The 21,656-nt window shown below is 68.2% G+C and carries 21 protein-coding genes; 8 read left to right on the forward strand and 13 right to left on the reverse strand.

All coding sequences use genetic code 11. From position 1 onward, the window contains the following. Positions 1-6: 6 nt before the first annotated feature. The 4 genes from C3E87_RS01570 (at position 7) to C3E87_RS01585 (ending at position 3,343) form a co-directional block, all read left to right on the forward strand. Positions 7-921, forward strand: coding sequence for a F0F1 ATP synthase subunit gamma (locus tag C3E87_RS01570; protein ID WP_076058521.1), 915 nt, complete (start codon positions 7-9; stop codon positions 919-921). An 8-nt stretch (positions 922-929) separates the two neighbouring features. After that, complete coding sequence (gene atpD / locus C3E87_RS01575) at positions 930-2,381, forward strand: F0F1 ATP synthase subunit beta (RefSeq protein ID WP_076058525.1); 1,452 nt, start codon at positions 930-932, stop codon at positions 2,379-2,381. A 4-nt stretch (positions 2,382-2,385) separates the two neighbouring features. After that, entirely contained in the window at positions 2,386-2,796 is a 411-nt protein-coding gene (locus C3E87_RS01580) for a F0F1 ATP synthase subunit epsilon (RefSeq protein WP_076058527.1), read from the forward strand. A gap of 88 nt (positions 2,797-2,884) precedes the next feature. After that, on the forward strand, positions 2,885-3,343 hold the full coding sequence (locus tag C3E87_RS01585; RefSeq protein ID WP_076058530.1) for a DUF2550 domain-containing protein: 459 nt from the start codon (positions 2,885-2,887) through the stop codon (positions 3,341-3,343). Positions 3,344-3,373: 30 nt separating this feature from the next. Here the strand turns inward: C3E87_RS01585 and C3E87_RS01590 are convergent, their stop codons facing one another. Further along, positions 3,374-3,976, reverse strand: coding sequence for a cob(I)yrinic acid a,c-diamide adenosyltransferase (locus tag C3E87_RS01590; protein ID WP_076058533.1), 603 nt, complete (start codon positions 3,974-3,976; stop codon positions 3,374-3,376). Between the two features lie 27 nt (positions 3,977-4,003). Here C3E87_RS01590 and C3E87_RS01595 point away from each other — a divergent pair, with 27 nt between their 5' ends. The 3 genes from C3E87_RS01595 (at position 4,004) to C3E87_RS01605 (ending at position 6,960) form a co-directional block, all read left to right on the forward strand. Next, positions 4,004-4,675, forward strand: a complete 672-nt coding sequence (locus tag C3E87_RS01595; protein WP_233120662.1) for a peptidylprolyl isomerase — start codon at positions 4,004-4,006, stop codon at positions 4,673-4,675. A gap of 104 nt (positions 4,676-4,779) precedes the next feature. Continuing rightward, positions 4,780-6,177 (forward strand): rhodanese-like domain-containing protein, encoded by a 1,398-nt coding sequence (locus tag C3E87_RS01600; protein ID WP_076059436.1) that lies wholly within the window; start codon positions 4,780-4,782, stop codon positions 6,175-6,177. Further along, complete coding sequence (locus C3E87_RS01605) at positions 6,178-6,960, forward strand: sulfite exporter TauE/SafE family protein (protein ID WP_083665308.1); 783 nt, start codon at positions 6,178-6,180, stop codon at positions 6,958-6,960. On the opposite strand, the gene C3E87_RS01610 is transcribed toward C3E87_RS01605, so the two are convergent. The 10 genes from C3E87_RS01610 to treY all read right to left on the reverse strand — a co-directional run bounded on the left by C3E87_RS01610 (position 6,932) and on the right by treY (position 18,475). Further along, entirely contained in the window at positions 6,932-7,711 is a 780-nt protein-coding gene (locus C3E87_RS01610; RefSeq protein WP_076058538.1) for an alpha/beta fold hydrolase, read from the reverse strand. The genes C3E87_RS01605 and C3E87_RS01610 overlap by 29 nt on opposite strands. Then, positions 7,708-7,980, reverse strand: a complete 273-nt coding sequence (locus tag C3E87_RS01615) for a hypothetical protein (RefSeq protein ID WP_076058540.1) — start codon at positions 7,978-7,980, stop codon at positions 7,708-7,710. The genes C3E87_RS01610 and C3E87_RS01615 overlap by 4 nt, the downstream gene beginning before the upstream one ends. Continuing rightward, entirely contained in the window at positions 7,980-8,672 is a 693-nt protein-coding gene (nucS, locus tag C3E87_RS01620) for an endonuclease NucS (protein WP_076058542.1), read from the reverse strand. The genes C3E87_RS01615 and nucS overlap by 1 nt, the downstream gene beginning before the upstream one ends. Before the next feature lie 30 nt (positions 8,673-8,702). Further along, complete coding sequence (locus C3E87_RS01625) at positions 8,703-9,971, reverse strand: AI-2E family transporter (protein WP_076058544.1); 1,269 nt, start codon at positions 9,969-9,971, stop codon at positions 8,703-8,705. After that, positions 9,968-11,074 (reverse strand): DivIVA domain-containing protein, encoded by a 1,107-nt coding sequence (locus tag C3E87_RS01630; protein WP_076058546.1) that lies wholly within the window; start codon positions 11,072-11,074, stop codon positions 9,968-9,970. Before C3E87_RS01630 ends, C3E87_RS01625 begins: the two co-directional genes overlap by 4 nt. Positions 11,075-11,200: 126 nt before the next feature. Continuing rightward, complete coding sequence (mce, locus tag C3E87_RS01635) at positions 11,201-11,650, reverse strand: methylmalonyl-CoA epimerase (RefSeq protein WP_076058548.1); 450 nt, start codon at positions 11,648-11,650, stop codon at positions 11,201-11,203. Between the two features lie 55 nt (positions 11,651-11,705). After that, positions 11,706-13,334: a phosphoglucomutase (alpha-D-glucose-1,6-bisphosphate-dependent) gene (gene pgm, locus C3E87_RS01640; protein ID WP_076058550.1), complete on the reverse strand. Its 1,629-nt coding sequence runs from the start codon at positions 13,332-13,334 to the stop codon at positions 11,706-11,708. Between the two features lie 14 nt (positions 13,335-13,348). Next, positions 13,349-14,248 (reverse strand): tetratricopeptide repeat protein, encoded by a 900-nt coding sequence (locus C3E87_RS01645; protein ID WP_158069022.1) that lies wholly within the window; start codon positions 14,246-14,248, stop codon positions 13,349-13,351. A 19-nt stretch (positions 14,249-14,267) separates the two neighbouring features. Then, complete coding sequence (gene treZ, locus C3E87_RS01650) at positions 14,268-15,947, reverse strand: malto-oligosyltrehalose trehalohydrolase (RefSeq protein ID WP_076058556.1); 1,680 nt, start codon at positions 15,945-15,947, stop codon at positions 14,268-14,270. After that, on the reverse strand, positions 15,947-18,475 hold the full coding sequence (treY, locus tag C3E87_RS01655) for a malto-oligosyltrehalose synthase (protein WP_076059439.1): 2,529 nt from the start codon (positions 18,473-18,475) through the stop codon (positions 15,947-15,949). The genes treZ and treY overlap by 1 nt, the downstream gene beginning before the upstream one ends. Before the next feature lie 33 nt (positions 18,476-18,508). Between treY and C3E87_RS01660 the strand changes: the two genes are divergently transcribed. Continuing rightward, complete coding sequence (locus C3E87_RS01660; protein ID WP_076058559.1) at positions 18,509-18,880, forward strand: ankyrin repeat domain-containing protein; 372 nt, start codon at positions 18,509-18,511, stop codon at positions 18,878-18,880. 22 nt (positions 18,881-18,902) lie between these two features. Here the strand turns inward: C3E87_RS01660 and C3E87_RS14795 are convergent, their stop codons facing one another. After that, a complete protein-coding gene (locus tag C3E87_RS14795; RefSeq protein ID WP_076058561.1) occupies positions 18,903-19,688 on the reverse strand; it encodes an NUDIX hydrolase in 786 nt (261 codons plus the stop codon). Then, positions 19,685-21,580 carry a 1,4-alpha-glucan branching protein GlgB gene (glgB, locus tag C3E87_RS01670; RefSeq protein ID WP_076058563.1) on the reverse strand — a complete coding sequence of 632 codons (1,896 nt, stop codon included), beginning with the start codon at positions 21,578-21,580 and terminating at the stop codon, positions 19,685-19,687. The genes C3E87_RS14795 and glgB overlap by 4 nt, the downstream gene beginning before the upstream one ends. Positions 21,581-21,656: the final 76 nt, after the last annotated feature.

The following is a 21,656-nucleotide window of genomic DNA, read 5'->3' on the forward strand; positions in this document are numbered from 1 at the left end:
TAGAGCATGGCATCCAGTCTGCGTGAGCTTCGCCAGCGTCGTCGATCCGTATCGACGACCAAGAAGATCACCCGAGCCATGGAGCTCATCGCCGCCTCCCGCGTCGTCAAGGCGCAGCAGGCGGCGAGAGCCGCGGCCCCGTACACCCGCGAACTGACCCAGGCCGTCTCGGCCCTGGCAAGCGTGGAGGATCTCGATCACCCGTTGCTGCGCGATGTGGAGAAGCCTCGTCGTTCCGCGATGCTGCTGATCACCTCTGACCGTGGTCTCGCAGGCGCCTACTCGACCAATGCCATCAAGGCGGCTGAGCAGTTGCACGCGAAGATCATCCAGGAGGGCCAGGAGAACGTCCAGTACATCACCGGCAACAAGGGTGTGGCGTACTTCGATTTCCGCAACCGTCACATCGAGCAGTCGTGGACCGGTTTCTCGGATCGGCCCACGTACGCCAACGCCAAGGAGATCGCCGATGTCCTCATCGAGCGTTTCCTGCGCCCCTACGAAGAGGGCGGCGTCGACCAGTTGCACATCGTCGGCACGCGTTTCGTCTCGATGATGACGCAGACGGCCGTTGCGGTGCGACTACTTCCGTTGGTCGTCGAGGACGCCCCCAGCGGCTACGTCGACAGCGCGGAGGAGACCCACCCGTTCTACGAGTTCGAGCCCGATGCACGCACAGTGCTCGACAGGCTCCTGCCGCTGTTCGTCGCCAACCGTGTCCACACGGCGCTCCTCCAGTCGGCCGCATCCGAGCTGGCGAACCGCCAGCGCGCCATGAAGTCGGCCACCGACAATGCGCAGGAGCTCATCGAGAAGCTGACCCGCGCCGAGAACCAGGCTCGCCAGGCGGGCATCACACAGGAAATCACTGAGATCGTCGGCGGCGCTTCGGCGCTGGCGGAATCAGCCGGAAACGAATGAGGTAACAAATGACTGCCACTGTGAGCGACCCGCAGCCGGCCACCACCGGTGGTGTCGGCCGCGTTACCCGCGTCATCGGCCCCGTCGTGGACGTCGAGTTCGCGGCTGACCAGATCCCGCCCATCGGCAATGCGCTGACCGTTGAGACCGAGGTCATGGGCGAGAAGCGCACCATGACCATGGAAACTGCCCTCCACGTCGGCGACAACGTGGTGCGCGCCATCGCACTGAAGCCCACCGACGGCATGCGCCGTGGGGCCGAGGTCACCGACACCGGCGACGCCATCACGGTGCCCGTGGGCGACGTGACCAAGGGCCACGTCTGGAACGTGACCGGTGACGTGCTCAACGTCGACCCCGCGTCGATCGAGATCACCGAGCGCTGGCCCATCCACCGCGCGGCCCCCGCGTTCGACGCGCTGGAGTCCCGCACCGAGATGCTCGAGACGGGCATCAAGGTCCTCGACCTCCTCACCCCGTACGTGAAGGGCGGCAAGATCGGCCTCTTCGGTGGTGCGGGCGTCGGCAAGACGGTCCTCATCCAGGAGATGATCTACCGCATCGCCCACAACTTCGGTGGCACCTCGGTGTTCGCCGGTGTGGGGGAGCGCACCCGTGAGGGCAACGACCTGATCAATGAAATGGAAGAGGCGGGCGTCCTCAAGGACACCGCGCTCGTCTTCGGCCAGATGGACGAGCCGCCGGGCACCCGCCTGCGCGTCGCCCTGTCGGCCCTGACCATGGCGGAGTACTTCCGCGATGTGCAGAACCAGGACGTGCTGTTGTTCATCGACAACATCTTCCGCTTCACCCAGGCCGGTTCCGAGGTCTCCACGCTGCTGGGGCGCATGCCCTCCGCGGTGGGTTACCAGCCGAACCTCGCCGACGAGATGGGGCAGCTCCAGGAGCGCATCACCTCGACGAAGGGTCACTCCATCACGTCGATGCAGGCCATCTATGTGCCTGCCGATGACTACACCGACCCGGCCCCGGCTACCACGTTCGCCCACCTGGACGCCACCACGGAACTCTCCCGTGAGATCGCCTCGCGTGGTCTGTACCCTGCCGTGGACCCGCTCAGCTCGTCGTCGCGCATCCTTGACCCGCAGTACATCGGCCAGGAGCACTACGACACCGCGGTGCGCGTGAAGCAGATCCTGCAGCGCAACAAGGAACTGCAGGACATCATCGCCATCCTCGGTATCGACGAGCTGTCCGAAGAGGACAAGATCATCGTGAACCGTGCGCGTCGCATCCAGCAGTTCCTGTCGCAGAACACCTACATGGCCGAGAAGTTCACGAACATCCCGGGCTCCTCGGTGCCGCTGGCCGACACGATCGAGTCGTTCCAGATGATCTGCAACGGTGACGTCGACCACATCGCTGAGCAGGCGTTCTTCAACGTCGGTGGCATGGATGACGTCATGGCCAACTGGGACCGCATGCAGAAGGAAAGCTGAGTCCATGGAGCACGCACCGCTGCATGTCGAGGTCGTCTCGGCAGACCGCGTGGTCTGGTCCGGCGACGCCGTGAACATCATCGCGCGCACGGTCGAGGGCGACATCGGCATCCTGCCCGGTCACGAACCGCTGCTGGCGGTCCTCGAGCCGTCCATGGTCGAGATCGTGACCGCAGAGGGCGCCAGCGAGTCGCTGATGGTCGACGGCGGGTTCATCTCGGTGGCACACGGCCACGTGTCGGTGCTGGCGCAGTTCGCCACGCTCGGTCACGAGGTGAGTCTGGAGGAGGCCCGTAAGGAACTCGCGCCGCTCGTCCTGAAGGCCCAGCAGGGCCAGGCCGACGACGCCGAGATCCACCGGCTCAAGATGCTCAAGGCCCAGGTTCGCGCAGGCGAACGAGCGGCCAGCAACTAGAAGCACCCACCACTCAGGGCGGCCCTCCATCGGGGGGCTGCCCTGAGTGCATACTTGGGAAGTCCCGCAGCGGAAAGGAGACCGGCAGATGTGGGAGATCGTATGGACAACGTTGATGGTGATCGCTCTTGTCCTGCTCCCTTTCGCGCTGCTCTACCTCCGCCGCCGCTGGCTCACTGGCCAGGGCGGTCTTTTTGACTGCGCCTACCAGATCAACGAGAAGACCCCCGGTTCCGGCTGGGTGCTGGGCATGGCGAGATTCCGGGGCGAGAACCTCGAATGGTTCCGGGCCTTCTCGCTGAACCTGCGCCCCAAACGGGTCTTCCCGCGCGTCGCCACGGCATACGTGCACCAGCGTCAGCCGGCGGGCCTGGAGGCCATCGCGCTGTTCGAGGACTCCATGATCGTCACGGTGCGCGACCGGTTCACCGGGTCGACGTCGTCGCTGTCCATGGCACGCGACGAGGTGCTGGCCCTCATGAGCTGGCTCGAGTCCGCCCCGCCCGGCTCCAACTATCTGCCCACCTCGGCTGACTCGCCCCTCTGATTTTCCGGGGCCCCGCGGAAGCGGTCACCGTCAGGCTCGCGTCGGCTTCTCGCGGTCAGTGCCCGGCACCCAGAGGACTTCATGCTCCGCGCCGTTGGCGGCGCGGCTCATGATGAACAGCAGATCCGAGAGGCGGTTGAGGTACTTGATCGCCAGCGAGTTCACCCCGCCATCAGCGTCCAACCCGTACTCCTCGGCGCAGGCCCACGCTGCCCGCTCGGCGCGGCGGGCCACCGTGCGGGCCACATGGAGCTGCGCGCCCGAGGGGCTCCCACCGGGGAGGATGAAGCTGCGCAGGACCGGCAGGTCCTCCTGGAGCTCGTCGCAATACGCCTCGAGGCGGTCGATTGAGGGCTGCTCGATGCGCAGCGGGGGCCACTTGGGGTCCGGGTCCAGCGGGTTGGAGATGTCCGCGCCCACGTCGAACAGCTCGTTGCGGACGAGGGCCAGCATCTCGACCACCCGCTCCGGCAACCCTCCGAGGGCGACGGCCACACCGATGACGGAATTCGCCTCGTCCGTGTGCCCGTAGGCCTCGACGCGCAGATCGGTCTTGCGGACTTCGGAGTTGTCTGACAGGCGGGTGGTGCCCGCGTCGCCGGTGCGGGTATAGATCTTCGAGAGTGTGACCATGGTCCCAATCTATGCCACAGTGAAGCCGTGCGTATTCGAGCCCTTGCCATGTTGAGCGCGGCCGCGCTCGTGTCCCTGTCCGCCTGTACCGACGCGAACCAGACCAACACAGGTCCGGTCTCGGGCGAGAACACCACCACCTGCGAGTACCCCAGCGCGGGGGAACCCGCGAAGGCCGTCGACGCGCCAGCCACCACAGGGGTGCCGACGCAGGGCGAGGTGACCGCCACGCTCGAGCTGACGGCAGGTGACGTCACCATCACGATGGACCGGGCCAAGGCCCCGTGCACCGTCAACTCGTTCGTCTCGCTCGCGGAGCAGGGGTACTTCGACGACACCGTGTGCCACCGCCTCACGGACTACGGCATCTTCGTGCTGCAGTGCGGGGACCCGTCGGCCACGGGCATGGGTGGGCCGGGCTACAGCTACGCCGACGAACTCGAGCCCATCAAGGACCTGGGTCAGGCGGCCTACCCGACGGGAACCGTCGCTATGGCCAATGCGGGCCCGGACACCAACGGTTCGCAGTTCTTCCTGGTCTATGCGGATTCGCAGTTGGCGCCGGACTACACCGTCTTCGGCGCCATGGACCAGGCCGGCATCGATGTGGTGGGCGGCATCGCGGCCCAGGGCGTGGACGCGGGGGACCAGACCTCGCCCATCGCGGAGGCGAAGATCACCGCCGTCACGCTCGGCTGATTCACTCTTCAGTGACCTGACAACGGTCTTCGTCGGTCTCGTGGATACCCCCGGGGGTATCTGTTATGGTGGTGTCATCACAGACCCACGAGGAGAAGATCACCATGCTGCTGCATCGCTTCTACGACGAAGATCTCGCTCAGGCCAGCTACCTGATCGGATGCCAGGCGGAGAACACCGCCGTCGTCGTCGACCCCCGACGCGACATCGACGAGTACCTCAAGCTGGCCGCCCACCACGACATGTTGATCGTGGCCGTCACCGAGACCCACATCCACGCCGACTACCTGTCCGGCACCCGCGAACTCGCCGCAGCCACGGGCGCCACGATCTACGTCTCAGGTGAGGGCGGCGAGGACTGGCAATACGACTTCGAGGGTGAGCGTCTCTACGACCGCGACACCATCACCATCGGCAACATCACGATCGAGGCCCGTCACACCCCGGGCCACACCCCCGAACACCTGTCATTCCTCGTCACCGACGGCGCCTTCGCCAGCGACCCCGGCTACCTGCTGTCCGGCGACTTCGTCTTCTCCGGCGACCTCGGCCGCCCCGACCTGCTCGACGAGGCCGCCGGTGGAGTCGACACCCGCTTCGGTGGCGCCAGGCAGCTCTTCGCCAGTCTCAAGAACGTCTTCCTCCAGCTCCCTGACCACGTGCAGGTCTACCCGGCCCACGGCGCGGGCAGCGCCTGCGGCAAGGCGCTCGGCGCGCTGCCGTCCACCACGGTGGGCTACGAGCGCACCTACGCCTGGTGGGCACCCTTCCTGGCCTCCGACGACGAGCAGGGCTTCGTCTATGAGCTGCTCGACGGCCAGCCCGACGCCCACGCCTACTTCGGGCGGATGAAGCGTCAGAACCGGAGCGGACCGGCCGTGCTGGGCCACCCCCTCGCCGAACTCCCCGAACTGGACAACGTGTCCCTGGCGGCGCAGATCGGCGACGGCGAGGTCATCCTCGTCGACACGCGTCCGCACGACGAGGTCCATGGCGGGACGGTGAAGGGCTCCGTGAACGTGCCCGGCCTGGAGAAGTCCGCCACCTACGGCTCCTGGGTCTACGATCCCGAGACCGACACAGCGTCCCTGGTCCTGCTTGCGTCGGACCGCGACGAGGCCAACGCCTACCGGCAGCACCTCATGCGCGTCGGGATCGACCAGGTCGGCGGTTACACCACGAGCCTCGACGGGCTGCCCATGTACACCCCGATGGTGATCCAGCCGGCCGAGCTCGCGTCCTACGAGCGCGACATGCTGCTGGACGTCCGCAACAAGACCGAGCACGCCGAGGGGGCCATCGACGGTTCGTACCAGTTGAGCGGCGGTCGCGTCCTGTGGCATCTTGACGAGCTGCCCCGCGACGGCAGGATCGTCTCCTACTGCCGCAGCGGGGTCCGCAACTCCGTGGCCGCCTCGGCCCTGCGTCGGAAGGGCTACGACGTGGCCGAACTGGACGGTAGCTGGCTGGGGTGGCTCGACTACCAGGAAGCCGCCAAGTAGGTGGCGACCACAGTCCTGGTACTGGTCCTCGCCGTCGCCGTCGGGCTCTCACTGGGCCTCCTCGGCGGCGGCGGGTCCATCCTCACCGTGCCGCTACTGACCTACGTCGCTGGCATGGGGCCCAAGGAGGCGATCGCCTCCTCGCTGTTCATCGTGGGTGCCACCTCGGCGCTGAGCCTCTTCGCGCACGCGCGCACCGGTAACGTGCAGTGGCGCACCGGCCTGGTCTTCGGCGCGGCCAGCATGGCCGGCGCGTTCGCCGGTGGTCTGGTCGGGGGCCACATCCCGGGCTTCGTGCTGATGCTGCTCTTCGCGTTGATGATGATCGCCACCTCGGTGGCCATGATCCGCGGCCGCAAAGCAGGGACGACGAAGGAGCGCGACCATCTCCCCGTGGCGAAGATCGTGGTCGAAGGGCTCGTCGTCGGCGCCGTCACCGGTCTGGTGGGCGCCGGCGGTGGGTTCCTCGTCGTTCCGGCGCTCGCGCTGCTCGGAGGGTTGCGCATGTCCGTGGCCGTGGGCACGTCGCTGCTGGTGATTTCGATGAAGTCGTTCGCAGGCCTAGCCGGCTACCTGACGACGGTGAGCATCGACTGGCCGCTCGTGCTGGGAGTGACCGCCACGGCCATGGTCGGCGCGCTCCTCGGTGCCCGCCTGACCCGGATGGTTCCGGAAAAGGCGCTGCGCAAGGGTTTCGGCATCTTCGTGCTGGTGATGGGCATCTTCGTGCTCAGCCAGGAAGTGCCGCCGCTCCTCAGTTCTGGGTCAGGAACATCCGGGTGATGCTGGTGAAGGTCTCCGGGTCATCGGCGTGCACCCAATGCCCGGCGTTCTTCACCGTCACCTGACGCACCCGCGGGAAGAGCGCCTGCATGGGCGCCTCATGCTCAGGCAGACAGTAGGGGGAGCGGCCTCCGGTCACCCACAACACCGGCCCGTCGAACTCGCCCTCGATGTGGGGCCAGCCGCCCACCGCGTGGAGTGAATCTGCCAGCAGGTCCAGGTTCGCCAGCCAGAACCACACGTGGTCCTTGTGGTGGAGGTTCTGCAGCAGGAAGCGGCGCACCGTCTGGTCCGGGATGAGTTCCTCGAGGGCCTCCTCGGCCTGGGTGCGGCTGTGCACCTCTGCCAGGTCGAGTGAGCGCAGCGCGGCCACCAGGTTGACGAACTGGGCCGCCTCCACGTTGCGGGCGGGCGAGATGTCCACCACCATCAGCTTCTCGACCAGTTCCGGCGCCTGGAGGGCGACGCGCATGGCGATCTTGCCGCCCAGCGAGTGGCCGATGAGTGCGATGGGCTCGTCGAACGACTGGTGGAGCCATTCGGCGACCTCGGCGGCCTGGTTGTCCAGCGAGAACGTCTCCGTCCACGGCGAGCGGCCGTGGTTGGGCAGATCCACCAGGTAGCTGGTGGCGACGTCTGTCAGCCCGGTGGCGATGGAGCCGAAGTTCTTGCCTTGGCCGAAGAGCCCGTGCAGGAACACGGCGGTGTGTTCCCTGGAGCCGATGGTGAGGTGGTGCAGTTGGTTCGTCATGCCTGTCCCCAGCAGTGTGTGTGCCAATGTCGTCGGGCCTCGATGCCGGTGTCGATGCCGTAGGCGCCGTTCTCCGGCCAGGCGACGACATGCGCGGTGCCGGAGGCGACCGTCTGCTGGCAGCCGGGACAGCGGTACTCCTTCTCCGCCCGGTGTGCGGGGACGTCGCGCACGATGTAGCTGATGCCCCCCCTCCTCACCCTGCGCTGTGAGCCGCCGGAGAGCAGCGGGCGCGGCGCCCGCAGGTGCTTGGAGGGGCGCCGGCCCATCAGAAGAGCCGCTCGTCGACGTTGTCGAGACCCCGCAGTGCGTCGTAGTCGATCAGGCGGCACTCGATACCCCTGTCGGTGGCGAGCGTCCGGGCCTGCGGCTTGATCTGCTGGGCGGCGAAGATGCCGCGCACGGGGGATAGTTGGGGGTCGCGGTTCATCAGTTCGAGGTAGCGGGTGAGCTGTTCCACACCGTCGATCTCGCCTCGGCGTTTCACCTCGACGGCGACGTAGCCGGTGCCTTCCCGCAGGAGGAGGTCCACCGGGCCGATGGGGGTGAGGTATTCGCGCTGCACCAGCTTGAGGCCTTCGCCCAGCGTGCCGGGGTGCTCAGCGAGGAGGGCCTGGAGATTCTCCTCCACACCGTCCTTCTGCAGGCCGGGGTCGATGCCGAGTTCGTGGGCCGAATCGTGCAGGACGTCCGCGATAGAGATGTGCAGGGTGTCGCCGTCCTTGGCTCGCACCTGCCACACTTCGGTGATCCCGAGGCGTTCGGAGGCCTCCGGATCCGGCTGCGTGATCTTCAGGGTGCAGGGAGGGCTCATCCAGTTGAGCGGCTTGTAGGCGCGGTCATCCGCGTGGATCGAGACCGACCCGTCAGCCTTGACCAGGATGAGCCGGGTGGCCAGGGGAAGGTGGGCGGTCAGCCTGCCCACGTAATCAACCTGGCACCTCGCAATGACCAAACGCACCCGACCAACCTAGCAGGCTTGCTCCGTGGATCAGGAGGCGTCGAGCGCCGGCTGGATGATCTCGCGGTACAGCAGCAGCACCGCGGCGGTGGTGGGAATGGCGATGACGGCCCCGATCACACCGAACAGCATGCCGCCGATGATCGCCGAGAGCACCACCAATGCGCCCGGCACCTTCACGGTGCGCTTCATCACGTTCGGGTAGAGGATGTAGGCGTCGAACTGCTGGTAGATCACGAAGTAGATGATGGTGGCGATGCCGATGGCCGGATCCACCGCGAAACCGACGATGGCGACCGTGATCATGGCCAAGCTGGAGCCGACCAACGGGATGAAGCAGAAGATCGCGACGACGAAGGCCAGCGCCAGGGAGTAGTCGCCCAGCCCGGCGATGTTCATGAAGATCAACGCAGACACCGACGCGATGCTGACGATCACGAACATGCCGGTGATGTAGCCGGAGACGCCGCCGAAGATGCCGTCGGCCAGGTAGCGCGCACGGGGGCGCCGGCTGGCGGGGGCGAGGGCGTAGATGGTCTCCTTGATGGTGGGGAGGGACGCCAGGAAGTACACCGTGAGCACCAACGTGACGATCACGGAGAAGACGAGGTTGGCCACCAGGCGGCCCGCGCCCATCAGCCCACCGAAGAGGTTCTGGAGCAGCGCGCCGGAGGTGATGAACTCCTGCGCCCGCGCCAGCACTTCGTCGCGCTGTTCCCACTCCGCCAGGAGCGGATGGTTCAGGAGCGTCTGCAACATCTCCGGCAACTGCGTGGTGAGGGCGGTGGTCTGCTCGGTGAAGATGGGCACCAGCGCCACCACGCCCAGGGCCAGCACGCCGAGGAGCATGAGGGTCACCAGCGCCACCCCGATGCCGCGGGGTACGCGCAGGCGGGTCAGGAACTCGACGGCCGGGTTGAGCCCCAGCGCCAGGAAGAGCGCCAGGACGGCGAGGATGAGCACGCTCTGCACGGTGAGGACGGCCTGGGCCAGCGCCAGGGCGACGAGCACACCGATGGCGCCCATGAAGCCCATGCCGAAGGCCGAGTAGCGGCGCTCCTCGACGGCGTGGGGAGTGGGGGGCACCGGCTCGACGATGGCTTCAGGCAACGGCGTGAGCATCTTGCGGGCGCCGCGCGCCGTCGTGCCGAAGAAGCGGCCGACGACGCGGGGCAGCCGCGCGCGGCCGGCCCCGACGTGCCTGGGCGTGACTGCCGTGTCGGGGGTGGCGCTGGGCGCCTCGGAAGCGGGGGCGGCCCCGGGGGCGGCGTCGGCCGCCGCCTCGTTGGGGTGGCTCACGGTTGCTCGTTGCTGTTTCGGATGATGGTGGTCTCGCTGTCCGGGTCTGCGGTCGGGATGACCGTGGTGGTGTTCTCGGCGTACTGCTCGCCGGATTCCTCGGCCAGGGCGCGCAGGTTGCTCAGTTGCCCGAGCGCGTTCGCGCGGCGGGCTTCCAGCGAGGCGATCTCGCGCTCCAGCTGTTCTTTGCGCCAGGCGACCTTCTCCTCGAGCTCCGCCTCTGCGCGCGAAACGCGCTCGCGGAGGACGGTGAGCGTCTCCTCGCTCTGGCGGGTGGCGGTCAGCCGGATCTCTTCCGCGGCCTTGACAGCCTCGGCGCGGATGGCCTGGGCCTCGTCGCGGGCCTTCATGGCCCGGTCCGCCGCCGCCGAAGCGCCCTTGTCCGCTTGTGCGAGCCGCTCAGCGATGGCGTCATCCGTGGCTTTCGCGTGGGCGGCGAGTTCCGTGGCCGACTTCTCCGCGGCGCGCTCGGTTTCGAGCTTGAGCTCGATGGCCCGGCGCTCCGCCTCCTTGAGCACCCGGTTCGCTTCTGCCCGGCCGGCTTCGAGGAGGCTCTCGGAGCGCGCGGTTGCGCCGTCGAGCAGTGCCTTGGCCCGGATGCGGGCGTCTTCGAGGATGAGGTCCGCGTCGCGGCGGGCAGTTTCGAGCGTTGCCTTGCCTGCCTGTGCCTGCTCCTGGCGGAGTTGGCGCAGCCCCGCGAGGCCGGTGAGGCGCACGTCGTCTGCTTCCTGCTGTGCGGACTCGCGCAGCGCGGCCGCGGTGCGGCGCGCCTCCGTCTTGATCCGTTCTGCTTCGTGCTGGGCGCGGTCGATCAGGTCACCCGCCTGCGCTTCGGCAGACCTGAGGAGGCCGGCGGCGTGGGCGCCCAGCCGGCTGAAATCCGTGTCGCCGACGGTGTCGCGGACGTAGCGGGTTTCGCGGGCCTGCTCACGTACCTGCATCTTGAGCTCGGCGACGCGGTTCTCCAGCTCCCGCACGTAGCTGTCGACGGAATGCTTGTCGTAGCCGAGCATCGAATTGGGGAAGCTGCCCACCGCCGAGGCCCTGTCGTCGAACAGGTTGAGTCCGGTCTCCTCGGTTTCGAGGTCCTGGGGTTCAGTCACCGTGCAGTCCTTCCATCTCGCTCTTCCAGAGCCTAGTCGGTGCCCGCGCCGGATCACCGGAACCGACACGAAGGGGGCGGGGCGGATGACCGCCCCGCCCCCTCTGTGCCGGGAAAGCATGCAACGTCAGTGCGCTGCGGGCTCCTTGGGGAGTTCAACGAGCTCGAGGAGCACACCGCGTGCGTCCTTGGGGTGCACGAAGTTGATGCGGGAGCCGCCGGTGCCGCGCTTGGCCTCCGGGAACAGGAGGCGCATGCCGCGCTCCTTGAGGGTTTCGCTGACCTTGTCCAGGTCCGCCACGCGGTAGGCGAGTTGCTGCATGCCGGCACCGTTGCGGTCGATGAACTTGGCGATGGTCGAGTTCTCGTTCAGCGGGGCCAGGAGCTGGATCTTGGCGTTCTCCTCGCCCTGCTCGCCGGTTCCCATCATGGCCTCGGCAACGCCTTGCTCCTCGTTGACCTCGCGGTGCAGTTCGCGCCAGCCGAAGACCTCCGTGTGGAACTTGACGGCCTCATCGAGGTCCGGGACGGCCAGGCCGACGTGATCGATGCAGATGAACAGATCAGAGTTTTCCATGGCTCCTAGTTTTCCATAGGGGGTGCGGCCGCCGGCGGCGGGGTGGCCCTCGGACTCAGTTCTCGAGAGCGGCGTCGACGAGCGCCTTGGCGGCCACCTGCACCTCCGCGAGATGCTCCTCGGAGCGCAGCGATTCGGCGTAGATCTTGTACTTGTCCTCGGTGCCGGACGGGCGCGCCGCGAACCAGGCGTTGTCCGTGGTCACCTTGATGCCGCCGATGGGCGCGTCGTTGCCGGGGGCGTGCGACAGCACCGTGCGGATGGGCTCCCCGGCCAACTCGTCGACGGTCACGTCGGCGCGGCCGAGGCTGCCGAGGCGCGCCTTCTGCTCGCGGTTGGCGTCGGCGTCCACGCGTGCGTAGTAGGACCTCCCGAATTCGGCCTCGAGCTCCGCGTAGTGCTCGCTGGGGGTCTTGCCGGTGACGGCGATGATCTCGGACGCCAACAGCGCCAGGAGGATGCCGTCCTTGTCCGTGGTCCACGTGCGGCCGTCCAGGGTCAAGAAGGACGCGCCTGCGGATTCCTCACCGCCGAAGCCGATGGAGCCGTCCATGAGGCCGGGCACGAACCACTTGAAGCCGACCGGAACCTCCACGAGGCGACGACCGAGCTTGGTGGCCACCTTGTCGATCAACGAGCTCGACACCAGCGTCTTGCCGATGCCGGCGGCGGACGACCAACCGGAACGGTGGGCGAACAGGTAGTTGATCGCCACGGCCAGGTAGGCGTTGGGGTTCATCAGGCCGGCGTCCGGCGTGACGATCCCGTGGCGGTCCGAATCCGCGTCGTTGCCGGTGGCGACGGTGTACCTGTCGCGCTGGGCGACGAGGGAGGCCATCGCGTTGGGGGAGGAGCAGTCCATGCGGATCTTGCCGTCGGTGTCGAGCGTCATGAACCGCCAGGTGGGGTCCACCTCCGGGTTGACGACCTCGATGGGGAGGCCCTGCTCGGCGAGGTACTGCCAGTACTGGACGGACGCGCCGCCCATGGGATCAGCGCCGTGCGTGAGGCCGGCCGACATGATGGCGGGGAAGTTGAGCGCCTGGGCCAGCTCCGCGCAGTAGGGGGAGCGGTAGTCGTAGCGCTCGATGTCCGTGGCGATCTTCTCGTAGGGCGTGCGCCGGACGGCGCCCATGTCCGAGAGCAGTTCGTTGGCGCGGGCGGCGATCACCTTGGTGGCGTCGCTGTCTGCGGGGCCCCCCGTCGGGGGGTTGTACTTGAAGCCGCCGTCGCGCGGCGGGTTGTGTGACGGGGTCACGACGATGCCGTCTGCCTGCGCCGCGCCGCCGTTGTTGTTGTACCGGATGATGGCGCGCGAGACGGCGGGCGTGGGCGTGTACTCGTCCTCGCGCTCCGCCAGCACCTTCACGCCGTTGGCGTGCAGCACCTCGAGCGCCGTCTTCCAGGCGGGCAGCGACAGGGCGTGGGTGTCCTTGCCGATGAACAGCGGCCCCGTGGTGCCCTGCGCGGCGCGGTACTCGACGATCGCCTGGGTGGTGGCGGCGATGTGCGCCTCGTTGAAGGCGGTGTCGAGGGAGGAACCACGGTGCCCCGACGTGCCGAAGACGACCATCTCGTCCGGGTTGGACGGATCCGGTGTGCGGTCGTAGTAGGCGGCGAGGAGTTCGTCGACGTTGATGAGATCTGATTCCTGGGCCGGCAGGCCGGCGCGCTCATGTGCCATGCCAGTCATCCTATTCAGAACAGGACGGACGCGAGCCGGCGGCGTGCCTTGAGGACGACCTTCTCAGCGCGGCCGACGACCTCGAAGAGCTCCAGCAGGCGCACGCGGATGGCGTCGCGCTGCTCCTCGTCGCTCTCGGCGGCAAGGCCGAGCAGCCTGTCGAACGCCTCCTCGTAGCGGCCGTTGATGACCTCGAGGTCTGCCGCGTCGAGTTGGGCGGCGACATCGTCTGGCTGGGCGGCGGCCCGCTCCACGATCTCCGCGGGGTTGAAGGTGGCGGAGCGCTCCAGCAGGGCGCTCTGGGCGCGGCCGGCGACGACCTCGGCGTCGTGCGGGGTCTCCTTGAGCAGTTCGTCGAATTCCCGGACGGCCTGTGCGAAGTCGCCCGCCTGCAGCGCGGCGTCGGCCTTCGCGAAGCGCGGGTTGGCGACGGGCTGCTGCTCAGCGTCGCCGTTGCCGGCGGGGGCACCACCCACGGGCTGCGCCCGGCCGGTCATGCCGTTGCCGACGGCGAGCTGCGCGATCTGGTCGAGCACCGCCGAGATCTCCTCGCGGGACTTGGTGCCCTGGAACAGGGGGGCCATCTGGCCCCCGATGAGGGCGACGACGGTGGGCACGGCCTGCACGCCCAGCGCCTGGGCCAGCCGCGGTTCGGCATCCACATCGACGCGGCCCAGCAGGAAGCGACCCTGCGCGGCGTTGATCAGCTCGGCCAGCGCTGCGGAGACCTGCTGGCCGTTGGGGTCCCGGGGGGAGAAGAACTCGACGACGACCGGGTGCTGCATCGATTTGCCGGCAAGGTCGTTGAAGCTGGCCTCGGTCACCGAGGTGACGTAGCTGCCACCCGTCGGCGCGGCATCCGTCAGTGAGGACAGGTCAACGGCGCCCGGGCGCGTGAAGTTCGCATCAGTCATGGGTTCCATCTTGCCAGGCTCACCCGCGCCGCACGACGATGCAGCCGCCGGTCGATGCGAGCACCTCGCCGCGGGGGGCTCTCACCCGGTCCGGCACGCGGGAGGCGAGGATCGTGAACGGTCCCCGGTGCAGCGCCACGGTGTCTGCGTCGAGCACCTCGGCACCGACGGCGGCGAGGTCCGGGCTGCGGAACTCGGGGTGTTCGCGGCGCAGGCGGAGCAGGGCGCGGTACCACTCGAGCATCTCGGCGTGGTTCCCCTCTGAGCGCTCCTCCCAGTGCAGCTTCGCGCTGAGGAAGGTCTCCTCAGCCTGGGGGTCAGGGGTTTGTTGCTGCCACCCCATGGCGGCGAATTCCCGGGCCCGGCCCTCGGTCACCAACGGCCCGAGTTCAGGTCCGAGCCGGCTGAAGTAGGGGAATGGGCTGGACGCGGCCCACTCCTCTCCCATGAAGATCATCGGAGTGAAGGGTCCCAGGAGGTACAGCGCTGCGGCGGCCGACTGGGCGGCGTGACCGGCATGCATGTGGAAGCGATCGCCCACGGCTCGGTTGCCCACCTGATCGTGGTTCTGCAGCGAGGCCACGAATGAGTGCCCGTCGTAGTGGGGGGTTGTCGGGTCCACGGGCGCGCCCCACGGCGTGCCCCGGAAGGCGGAGATGCCCCCGTCGCGCACGAACACCCGGGTGAGGGCCTTGACGAGGATCTCGGGGGTGCCGTAGTCGACGTAGTAGCCCTGCGTCTCTCTGCCGAAGAATGAGTGCAGCGCGTGGTGGATGTCGTCGGCCCACTGCCCGTCCATGCCCTTGGCTCCGGGGGACGTGCCGACGGGGGAGACCATCTCGGCGCGGTTCAGGTCTGACTCCGCGAACAGGGTGAGCGGGCGGCCGGTCTCGGCCTCCCAGCCGGCCACCTCGTCGGAGAGTTCCGCGAGGAAATGCCGCGCCGAGTCGTCCCGGAGAGCGTGCACGGCGTCGAGGCGCAGCCCGTCCATCCCGATGTCGACGAGGAAATGGCGGGCCGACCCGATCAGATAGCGGCGCACTTCCGCGGCCCCCACATCGTCCAGGTTGACGGCCGGTCCCCAGGGCGTGGTGTGGCGCTCGGTGAAGTACGGGCCGAACTTCGACAGGTAGTTCCCCTCGGGGCCGAGGTGGTTGTGCACCACGTCGAGGAGCACGGCCAACCCGTGTTCATGGGCCGCGTCGACGAAGCGCACGAGCGCCTCCTGGTCGCCGTAGGCCGCGTGCACGGACCAGGGCGCGACACCGTCGTAGCCCCACCCCCGGTCACCGGCGAAAGCGCTGAGCGGCATCAGTTCGACGGCCTCGACCCCGAGCTCGAGGAGGTCGGCGAGACGACCGGCGGCGGCGTCGAGGGTGCCCTCGTCCGTGAACGTGCCGACGTGCAGTTCGTAGAGGACCTTGCCGCGCAGGGGCGTCCCGAGATATCCCGTTGGGCGTTGCTTGGGCAGAGCCACAGCGCGGCTCAGGCCGTGTACCCCGTCCGGGAGGCTGAACGAACGCGGGTCCGGGAAGGGGCCCTCGCCGTCCAGGACGAAGCCGTAGCGGCTTCCGGCGTCGAACTCATGGTCCGCGACCCACCATCCGGGCCTGAGGGGGTCCGGCCGCATGGGGTGGCGGCTGGTGCCCAGCTGCAGTTCGACGACGGTGGGCAGGGGCGCCCAGACCTCTGGGCGCATCAGGCGTCCACCGCCATCAGCAGCGCGACGGGGAGCTCTGTGAGGAGGCTCGCCAGCGGTTGCGCGCCGCCCTCGATCTCCAGACCGGTGAACATGCAGCGGTACCGGCCCTCCGGGAGGATGATCAGGTGCTCGCCCCAGCCTCCCCGCTCAGCCAGTGCGGAGGGGAGCCTGGTGGCGACGGTGACCGCTTTCACGCCGCCGCCTTCGGTGCCCCGTGCGAAGGCCACTGCGTGACCGGAGGTGGTGGGGACCGGCGCGTAGGTGGCCCCCGGGCCGCGGAAGGCGTCGGCGTTCTGGCGCCGTAGCCGCAGGGCGCGGCTGGTGACCAGCAGCTTCTCGGCGTCCAGGGAGCCCGGTGCGGTGATGGCGTCGAGTTCGGCGAGCAGCTTGGCGCGCCTGACGAAATCCACCGGCCGGCGGTTGTCGGGGTCGACGAGCGAGACGTTGACGATCTCGCAGCCCTGGTACACGTCCGGCACCCCGGGCATGGTCAGTTGGATCAGCTTCGCGCCCAGCACGTTGCAGCGGACGGTGTCCGCGGTCACGTCGTCGAACTCCGCCAGGGCCGCGGCGCACCGGTCGTTCCTCAGCCCCGCGTGCGCGAGGTCCAGCACCGCCGACTCGTAGGCGGCTTCCGGGGCGGTCCAGGTGGTGTGCCGCTTCGCCTCGCGCATCGCCTTGGTCAGGTACCTGTCGAGCCGTTCCTCGGTGATGGGACGCACGGCCGCCAGGGTCTGCCACACGAGCAGTTCGGTGGCGCCGTCGACCAGCGGCGAGCGGATCTCCTCAGTGGCGGCGCGCAGTTCTGCCAGGCACGCCTCCCAGGCCTTGGCGTGCTCCAGCAGCGCGGACAGCCGGGCCCGGACGTCCTCGGAGCGCTTGGTGTCGTGCGTGGACAGGGTGGTCATGGTGGCCGGCCACTGCTGGTTCAGCTGCTCGCAGAAATCATGGAAGGCATCAGGCGAGATCCCGACGATGGTGGGTTCGCTGCCCACCTCGTTGACACCAACGAAGCGGTTCCAGCGGTAGAAGGCGGTGTCCTCCTTGGCCTTGGCCATCACCGGCCCGCAGGTCTGGGCGAAGCGGATCATGAACTCCGCGCGGAGGGCAGCCACATCAGGCCGCGAATCCGGCAGCTCGGTGGTGACGGGGTGCGCGGTCACCGAGGGCAGGGTCTCCGCGCCGCCACCCTCACCGGTGGGGTCCTCGCCCGAGACGAGGGCCACGATGAAGTCGAGCGTGGCCTGCTCGTCGTCGTCCAGCTCCGGGCGTGCCCGGTCTGCCGCCTCGTGCACGACGGCGAGCTCTGCGTCGTTGGCGGGCAGCCCGGGTTCGAGATAGGCCCTGTAGCGGTCCATGTGGACGAGCAGGCTCCGGATCGCCCGCTCGAGGTCGCGACGGGTGTGGTCGCGCAGCCTCAGGTCTGAGCCGCAGACGGCCACGGCGATGGAGGTAAGCCGGTTCACCTCCGTGAACAGCATCGTCCTGACCAGTTCCTCCTTGGCCTGCTGGAGCACCTGGCCGAACCAGCCCTCGGACGTGTCCGCAGTGCGCTCCCACAGGTCGTTCAACCTGGCCAACTGGCTGGAATCGTGGAACAGACCGTTGACCCGCAGCAGGGCGTCGTAGCCCGTGGTGCCCGCGCACCGGGAGCCCTCCGGCAACTGCTCGTGCGGCTCCAGGATCTTCTCCACCACCACCCAGCAACCCCCGGTGGCGCGCTGCAGCATCTGGAGGTAGCCGCGCGGGGTGGCCAGGCCGTCCGGATGGTCGATGCGGAAGCCGTCGATCAGCCCCTCGTCGAACAGCTCGATGAGCTTGGCGTGGCTCGTCTCGAAGACCTCCGGGTCCTCCACGCGGATGGCCGCGAGCGTGTCGACGTCGAAGAAGCGCCGGTAGTTGAGTTCCTCGTTGCCGACCTTCCAGTAGGCCAGGCGGTACCACTGCTGCTCGAGGAGTTCGATGAGCGGCAGGTGCTCAGTGCCCGGGCGGACCGGGAAGACGTGGTCGTGGTAGACGATGACCGGCTCGCCGCCGCCGGGGAACATCCGGTTCTCCAGCCGGATCGTGTTGTCTGCCAGTTCGTCCCCGATGCGCCGGCCGAGCACCGGCATGAGGATGGCGCGGGAACGGGTGAGGTCGATGTCGAACCAGCCGGCGAACTCCGAGTCAGCGCCCGAGCGCAGCACGTCCCACAGCGCGTGGTTGAGCCACAGCGGGGTGGGGACCGCCATGTGGTTGGGCACGACGTCGACGATGATGCCGAGCTCCAGTTCCCGCGCGGCCGCCACCATCCTGCGGAACCCGTCCTCGCCGCCGCACTCCACGGAGATCCGCGAGTGGTCCACCACGTCGTAGCCGTGCATGGAGCCCGGGGCGGCCTGGAGGATGGGGGAGCAGAAGATGTGGGTGACGCCCAGTGAAGCCAGATAGGGCAGCTGCCTGGTGGCGTCCTCGAAGGTGAAGTCCGCGTTCAGCTGAAGGCGGTAAGTGGAGGTGGGAAGGGCGGATGCGGACCGTGCCATGCGTTCCAGCATAGGCGGGCTAGGGTTCCATCCATGAGTGAAATTCCTGACGGTTCGGACCCTGCGGCGCTGGCCGACTGGCTCTTCGATCGAGCACGGCAGGGCGAGACGCAGCGGTTGAGCGCCTACATCGAGGCGGGCGCGCCCGTCGACCTCACGGATGCCGACGGCAACACACTGCTCATGTTGGCCGCCTACCACGGCCATGCCGGAACCGTGCGCGCCCTGGCGGCACTGGGTGCTGATCCGGACGCCCTGAACAACCGGGGCCAGTCCCCATTGGCCGGGGCCGTGTTCAAACAGGAACAGGCCGTGATCGCGGCGCTGCTGGAGGCGGGGGCAGATCCCGAAGCGGGTCAGCCCTCAGCTCGCGCCACCGCACAGATGTTCGGTGTCACCCTCTGAACCCTCGCGCGGACCGCGGGGCTCAGCCGGCGTCGGGGACCGGGTAGCCGTTCTCGGTGAGCCCGGTGTAGCCGTCCAGCATCAGACGGATCCGGCGGGCGGACAGGTCCATGACGTGGGGTTCGACGTCCTCCGGTGCCACCCAGTGGATGGCGACGATCTCGGGGTCGTCGGTGCCCAGCCGCGAGATGGTGTCGTCGTCGAGCACCCCGCCGTCGAAGATGAGCTCCAGCGCATCCGACCAGCCGAGGTACGGCGGCATCCAGTCGACGAGCAGTGGCTGGCCGAACCGCACCTCGATGCCGAGCTCCTCCAGGCACTCGCGTTCGCCGCCGACGCGGGGCGACTCCCCGGGCTCGACGACACCGCCGGGCAGCTCCCAGTCGTCCTTGTAGGACGTCTCCAGCAGCAGCACCCGGCCCTCCGCGTCGCGGAACAACGCATGGGCGATCAGGCGTTTGGTGGGCAGGATCGAATCCAGCACGCCCGAGAAACCCACCTCGCCGTAGACGGGATCGATGGCGAGGCGCGAGTACACGAGGATGTCGCGGAAGACGCCCGGCTGGGGCTCCAGCACGGAGCGCAGGCGCCCCTCGAGCCGGAAGCCGGCGCGGTGCAGCGAGACCCGCGCCGCCGTGTCCCACTCCGGCAGCTCCACCTGGAGCCTGCGCAGGTTGTGGGCGAGGATGGCGTCGTCAGCGGCGAGCGAGATGGCCCGCTTCAGCGTGTCGACGTCGACCTGTTGCTCCTCCCAGCGGAGTGTGCCGACGCCGCCGGTGATGTCGACGGAGACATGGAACTCGCTCACTGACCTGCTGCCCTGCGCAACCAGACCGATCCGAGCGGGGGCACCGTGACGTTGGCGCGCGCCGGCCAGTGGCCCCACGGCTCGTCGATCGCGTGCACCTCGCCGAGGTTGCCGAACTCGCCTGAACCGTCGTAGATGGGCGCGTCGGTGTTGAGGATCTCCTCCCAGCTGCCGTCCACGGGCAGGCCGATCTCGTAGTCCTGGAGCGGCACGGGGGAGAAGTTCACGATGCAGGCGACATGGTTGCCCTGCGAGTCGTGGCGGACCCAGGACAGCGCGTTGTGCCCGGGGTCGTCCGCATTGATCCAGCTGAAGCCGTCAGGGGAGCTGTCCAGCTCGTAGAGCGCGGGGTTGGCGCGGTAGATGAGATTCAGGTCGCGGAAGAGGCGCTGCAGGCCACCGTGCCCCCACAGCTCGCTGACCCACCACTCGAGCGAGACGGATTCGTTGAACTCCGGGCGCTGGCCGAACTCGCAACCCATGAACACCAGCTGCTTGCCGGGGAAGCTCCACATGAAGGAGTAGTAGGCGCGCAGCGTCGCGAACTTGCGCCAGTCGTCTTGGGGGACCTTGTTGATCATGGAGCCCTTGCCGTGCACGACCTCGTCGTGGCTGATCGGCAGGATGAAGTTCTCCGAGTACTGGTAGACCATCGCGAAGGTGAGCAGGTTGTGCTCGTGCTGGCGGTAGACCGGGTCCAGCTGCAGGTAGCGCAGCGTGTCGTTCATCCAGCCCATGTTCCACTTGAAGCCGAAGCCCAGCCCGCCCTCGTGCACCGGCTTGGTGACGCCGGCGAAGCTCGTCGACTCCTCAGCGATCATCAGGACGCCGGGCTCGCGCTCGTAGAGGTGGCGGTTGACGTAGCGCAGGAAGTCGATCGCCTCGAGGTTCTCGCGTCCGCCGTGCTGGTTGGGCACCCACTGGCCCTCCTCACGGGAGTAGTCCAGGTAGAGCATCGAGGCCACGGCGTCGACGCGCAGCCCGTCGACGTGGAACTCCTGGATCCAGTACAGCGCGTTGGACACCAGGAAGCTCTTCACCTCGTTGCGGCCGTAGTTGAAGATGTAGGTGCCCCAGTCCTGATGCTCGCCCTGCCGGGGGTCAGCGTGCTCGTAGAGCGCGGTGCCGTCGAAGCGGCCCAGCGCCCACGCGTCCTTCGGGAAGTGGCCGGGCACCCAGTCCATGATCACGCCGATGCCCGCCTGGTGCAGGCGGTCGATGAGGTAGCGCAGGTCATCAGGCTTGCCGAAGCGCGACGTGGGGGAGAAGTAGCCGGTGACCTGGTATCCCCAGCTGGGCTCGAAGGGGTGCTCCGCCACAGGCATCAGCTCGACATGCGTGTAGCCCTGCCACTTGACGTAGCTGACCAGTTCTTCGGCCAGGTCCAGGTAGCTCTTGCCCTTGCGCCAGCCACCGAGGTGTACCTCGTAGATGCTCATCGGCTCGGCGTGGGCCTGCGCGGCGCGCCGCTTGGCGATCCACTCGTCGTCGGCCCAGAGGTACTTCGACTCGTAGACGATCGACGCGTTGGCCGGTGCCTGCTCGGAGAACCGGGCCATGGGGTCCACCTTCTCGAGCCACTGGCCGTCGGCCGTCTCGATCCGGAACTTGTAGAGGGTGCCCTCGTCGAGGCCGGGGACGAAGGCGGCCCACACGCCGGTGCCGGGCACGAGGTGCAGCTGGTCGCCGGTCCACCAGTTGAAGTCGCCGATCACCTGGACCGAGCGCGCGTTGGGCGCCCAGACGGCGAAGCGGACGCCGGTGACCTCCCGGCCGTCGTCGTTGACGCTGACCACCTTGCTTCCGAGACGCCGCCACAGTTCTGTGTCGCCGCCGCTGTGGAAACCCTCGAAGTCCCACCCGGTCAGTCCGCCGAACTGGTCATGCGCCATGTCTTGCTCCCATCGTGCAGGTCTGCGCGCCAATCTAGCGTGCCCAGGGGTGCGCCGCTGGCGGACCCCGTGGCTA

This window comes from Tessaracoccus sp. ZS01 (assembly GCF_022342445.1).
GTDB lineage: Bacteria > Actinomycetota > Actinomycetes > Propionibacteriales > Propionibacteriaceae > Arachnia.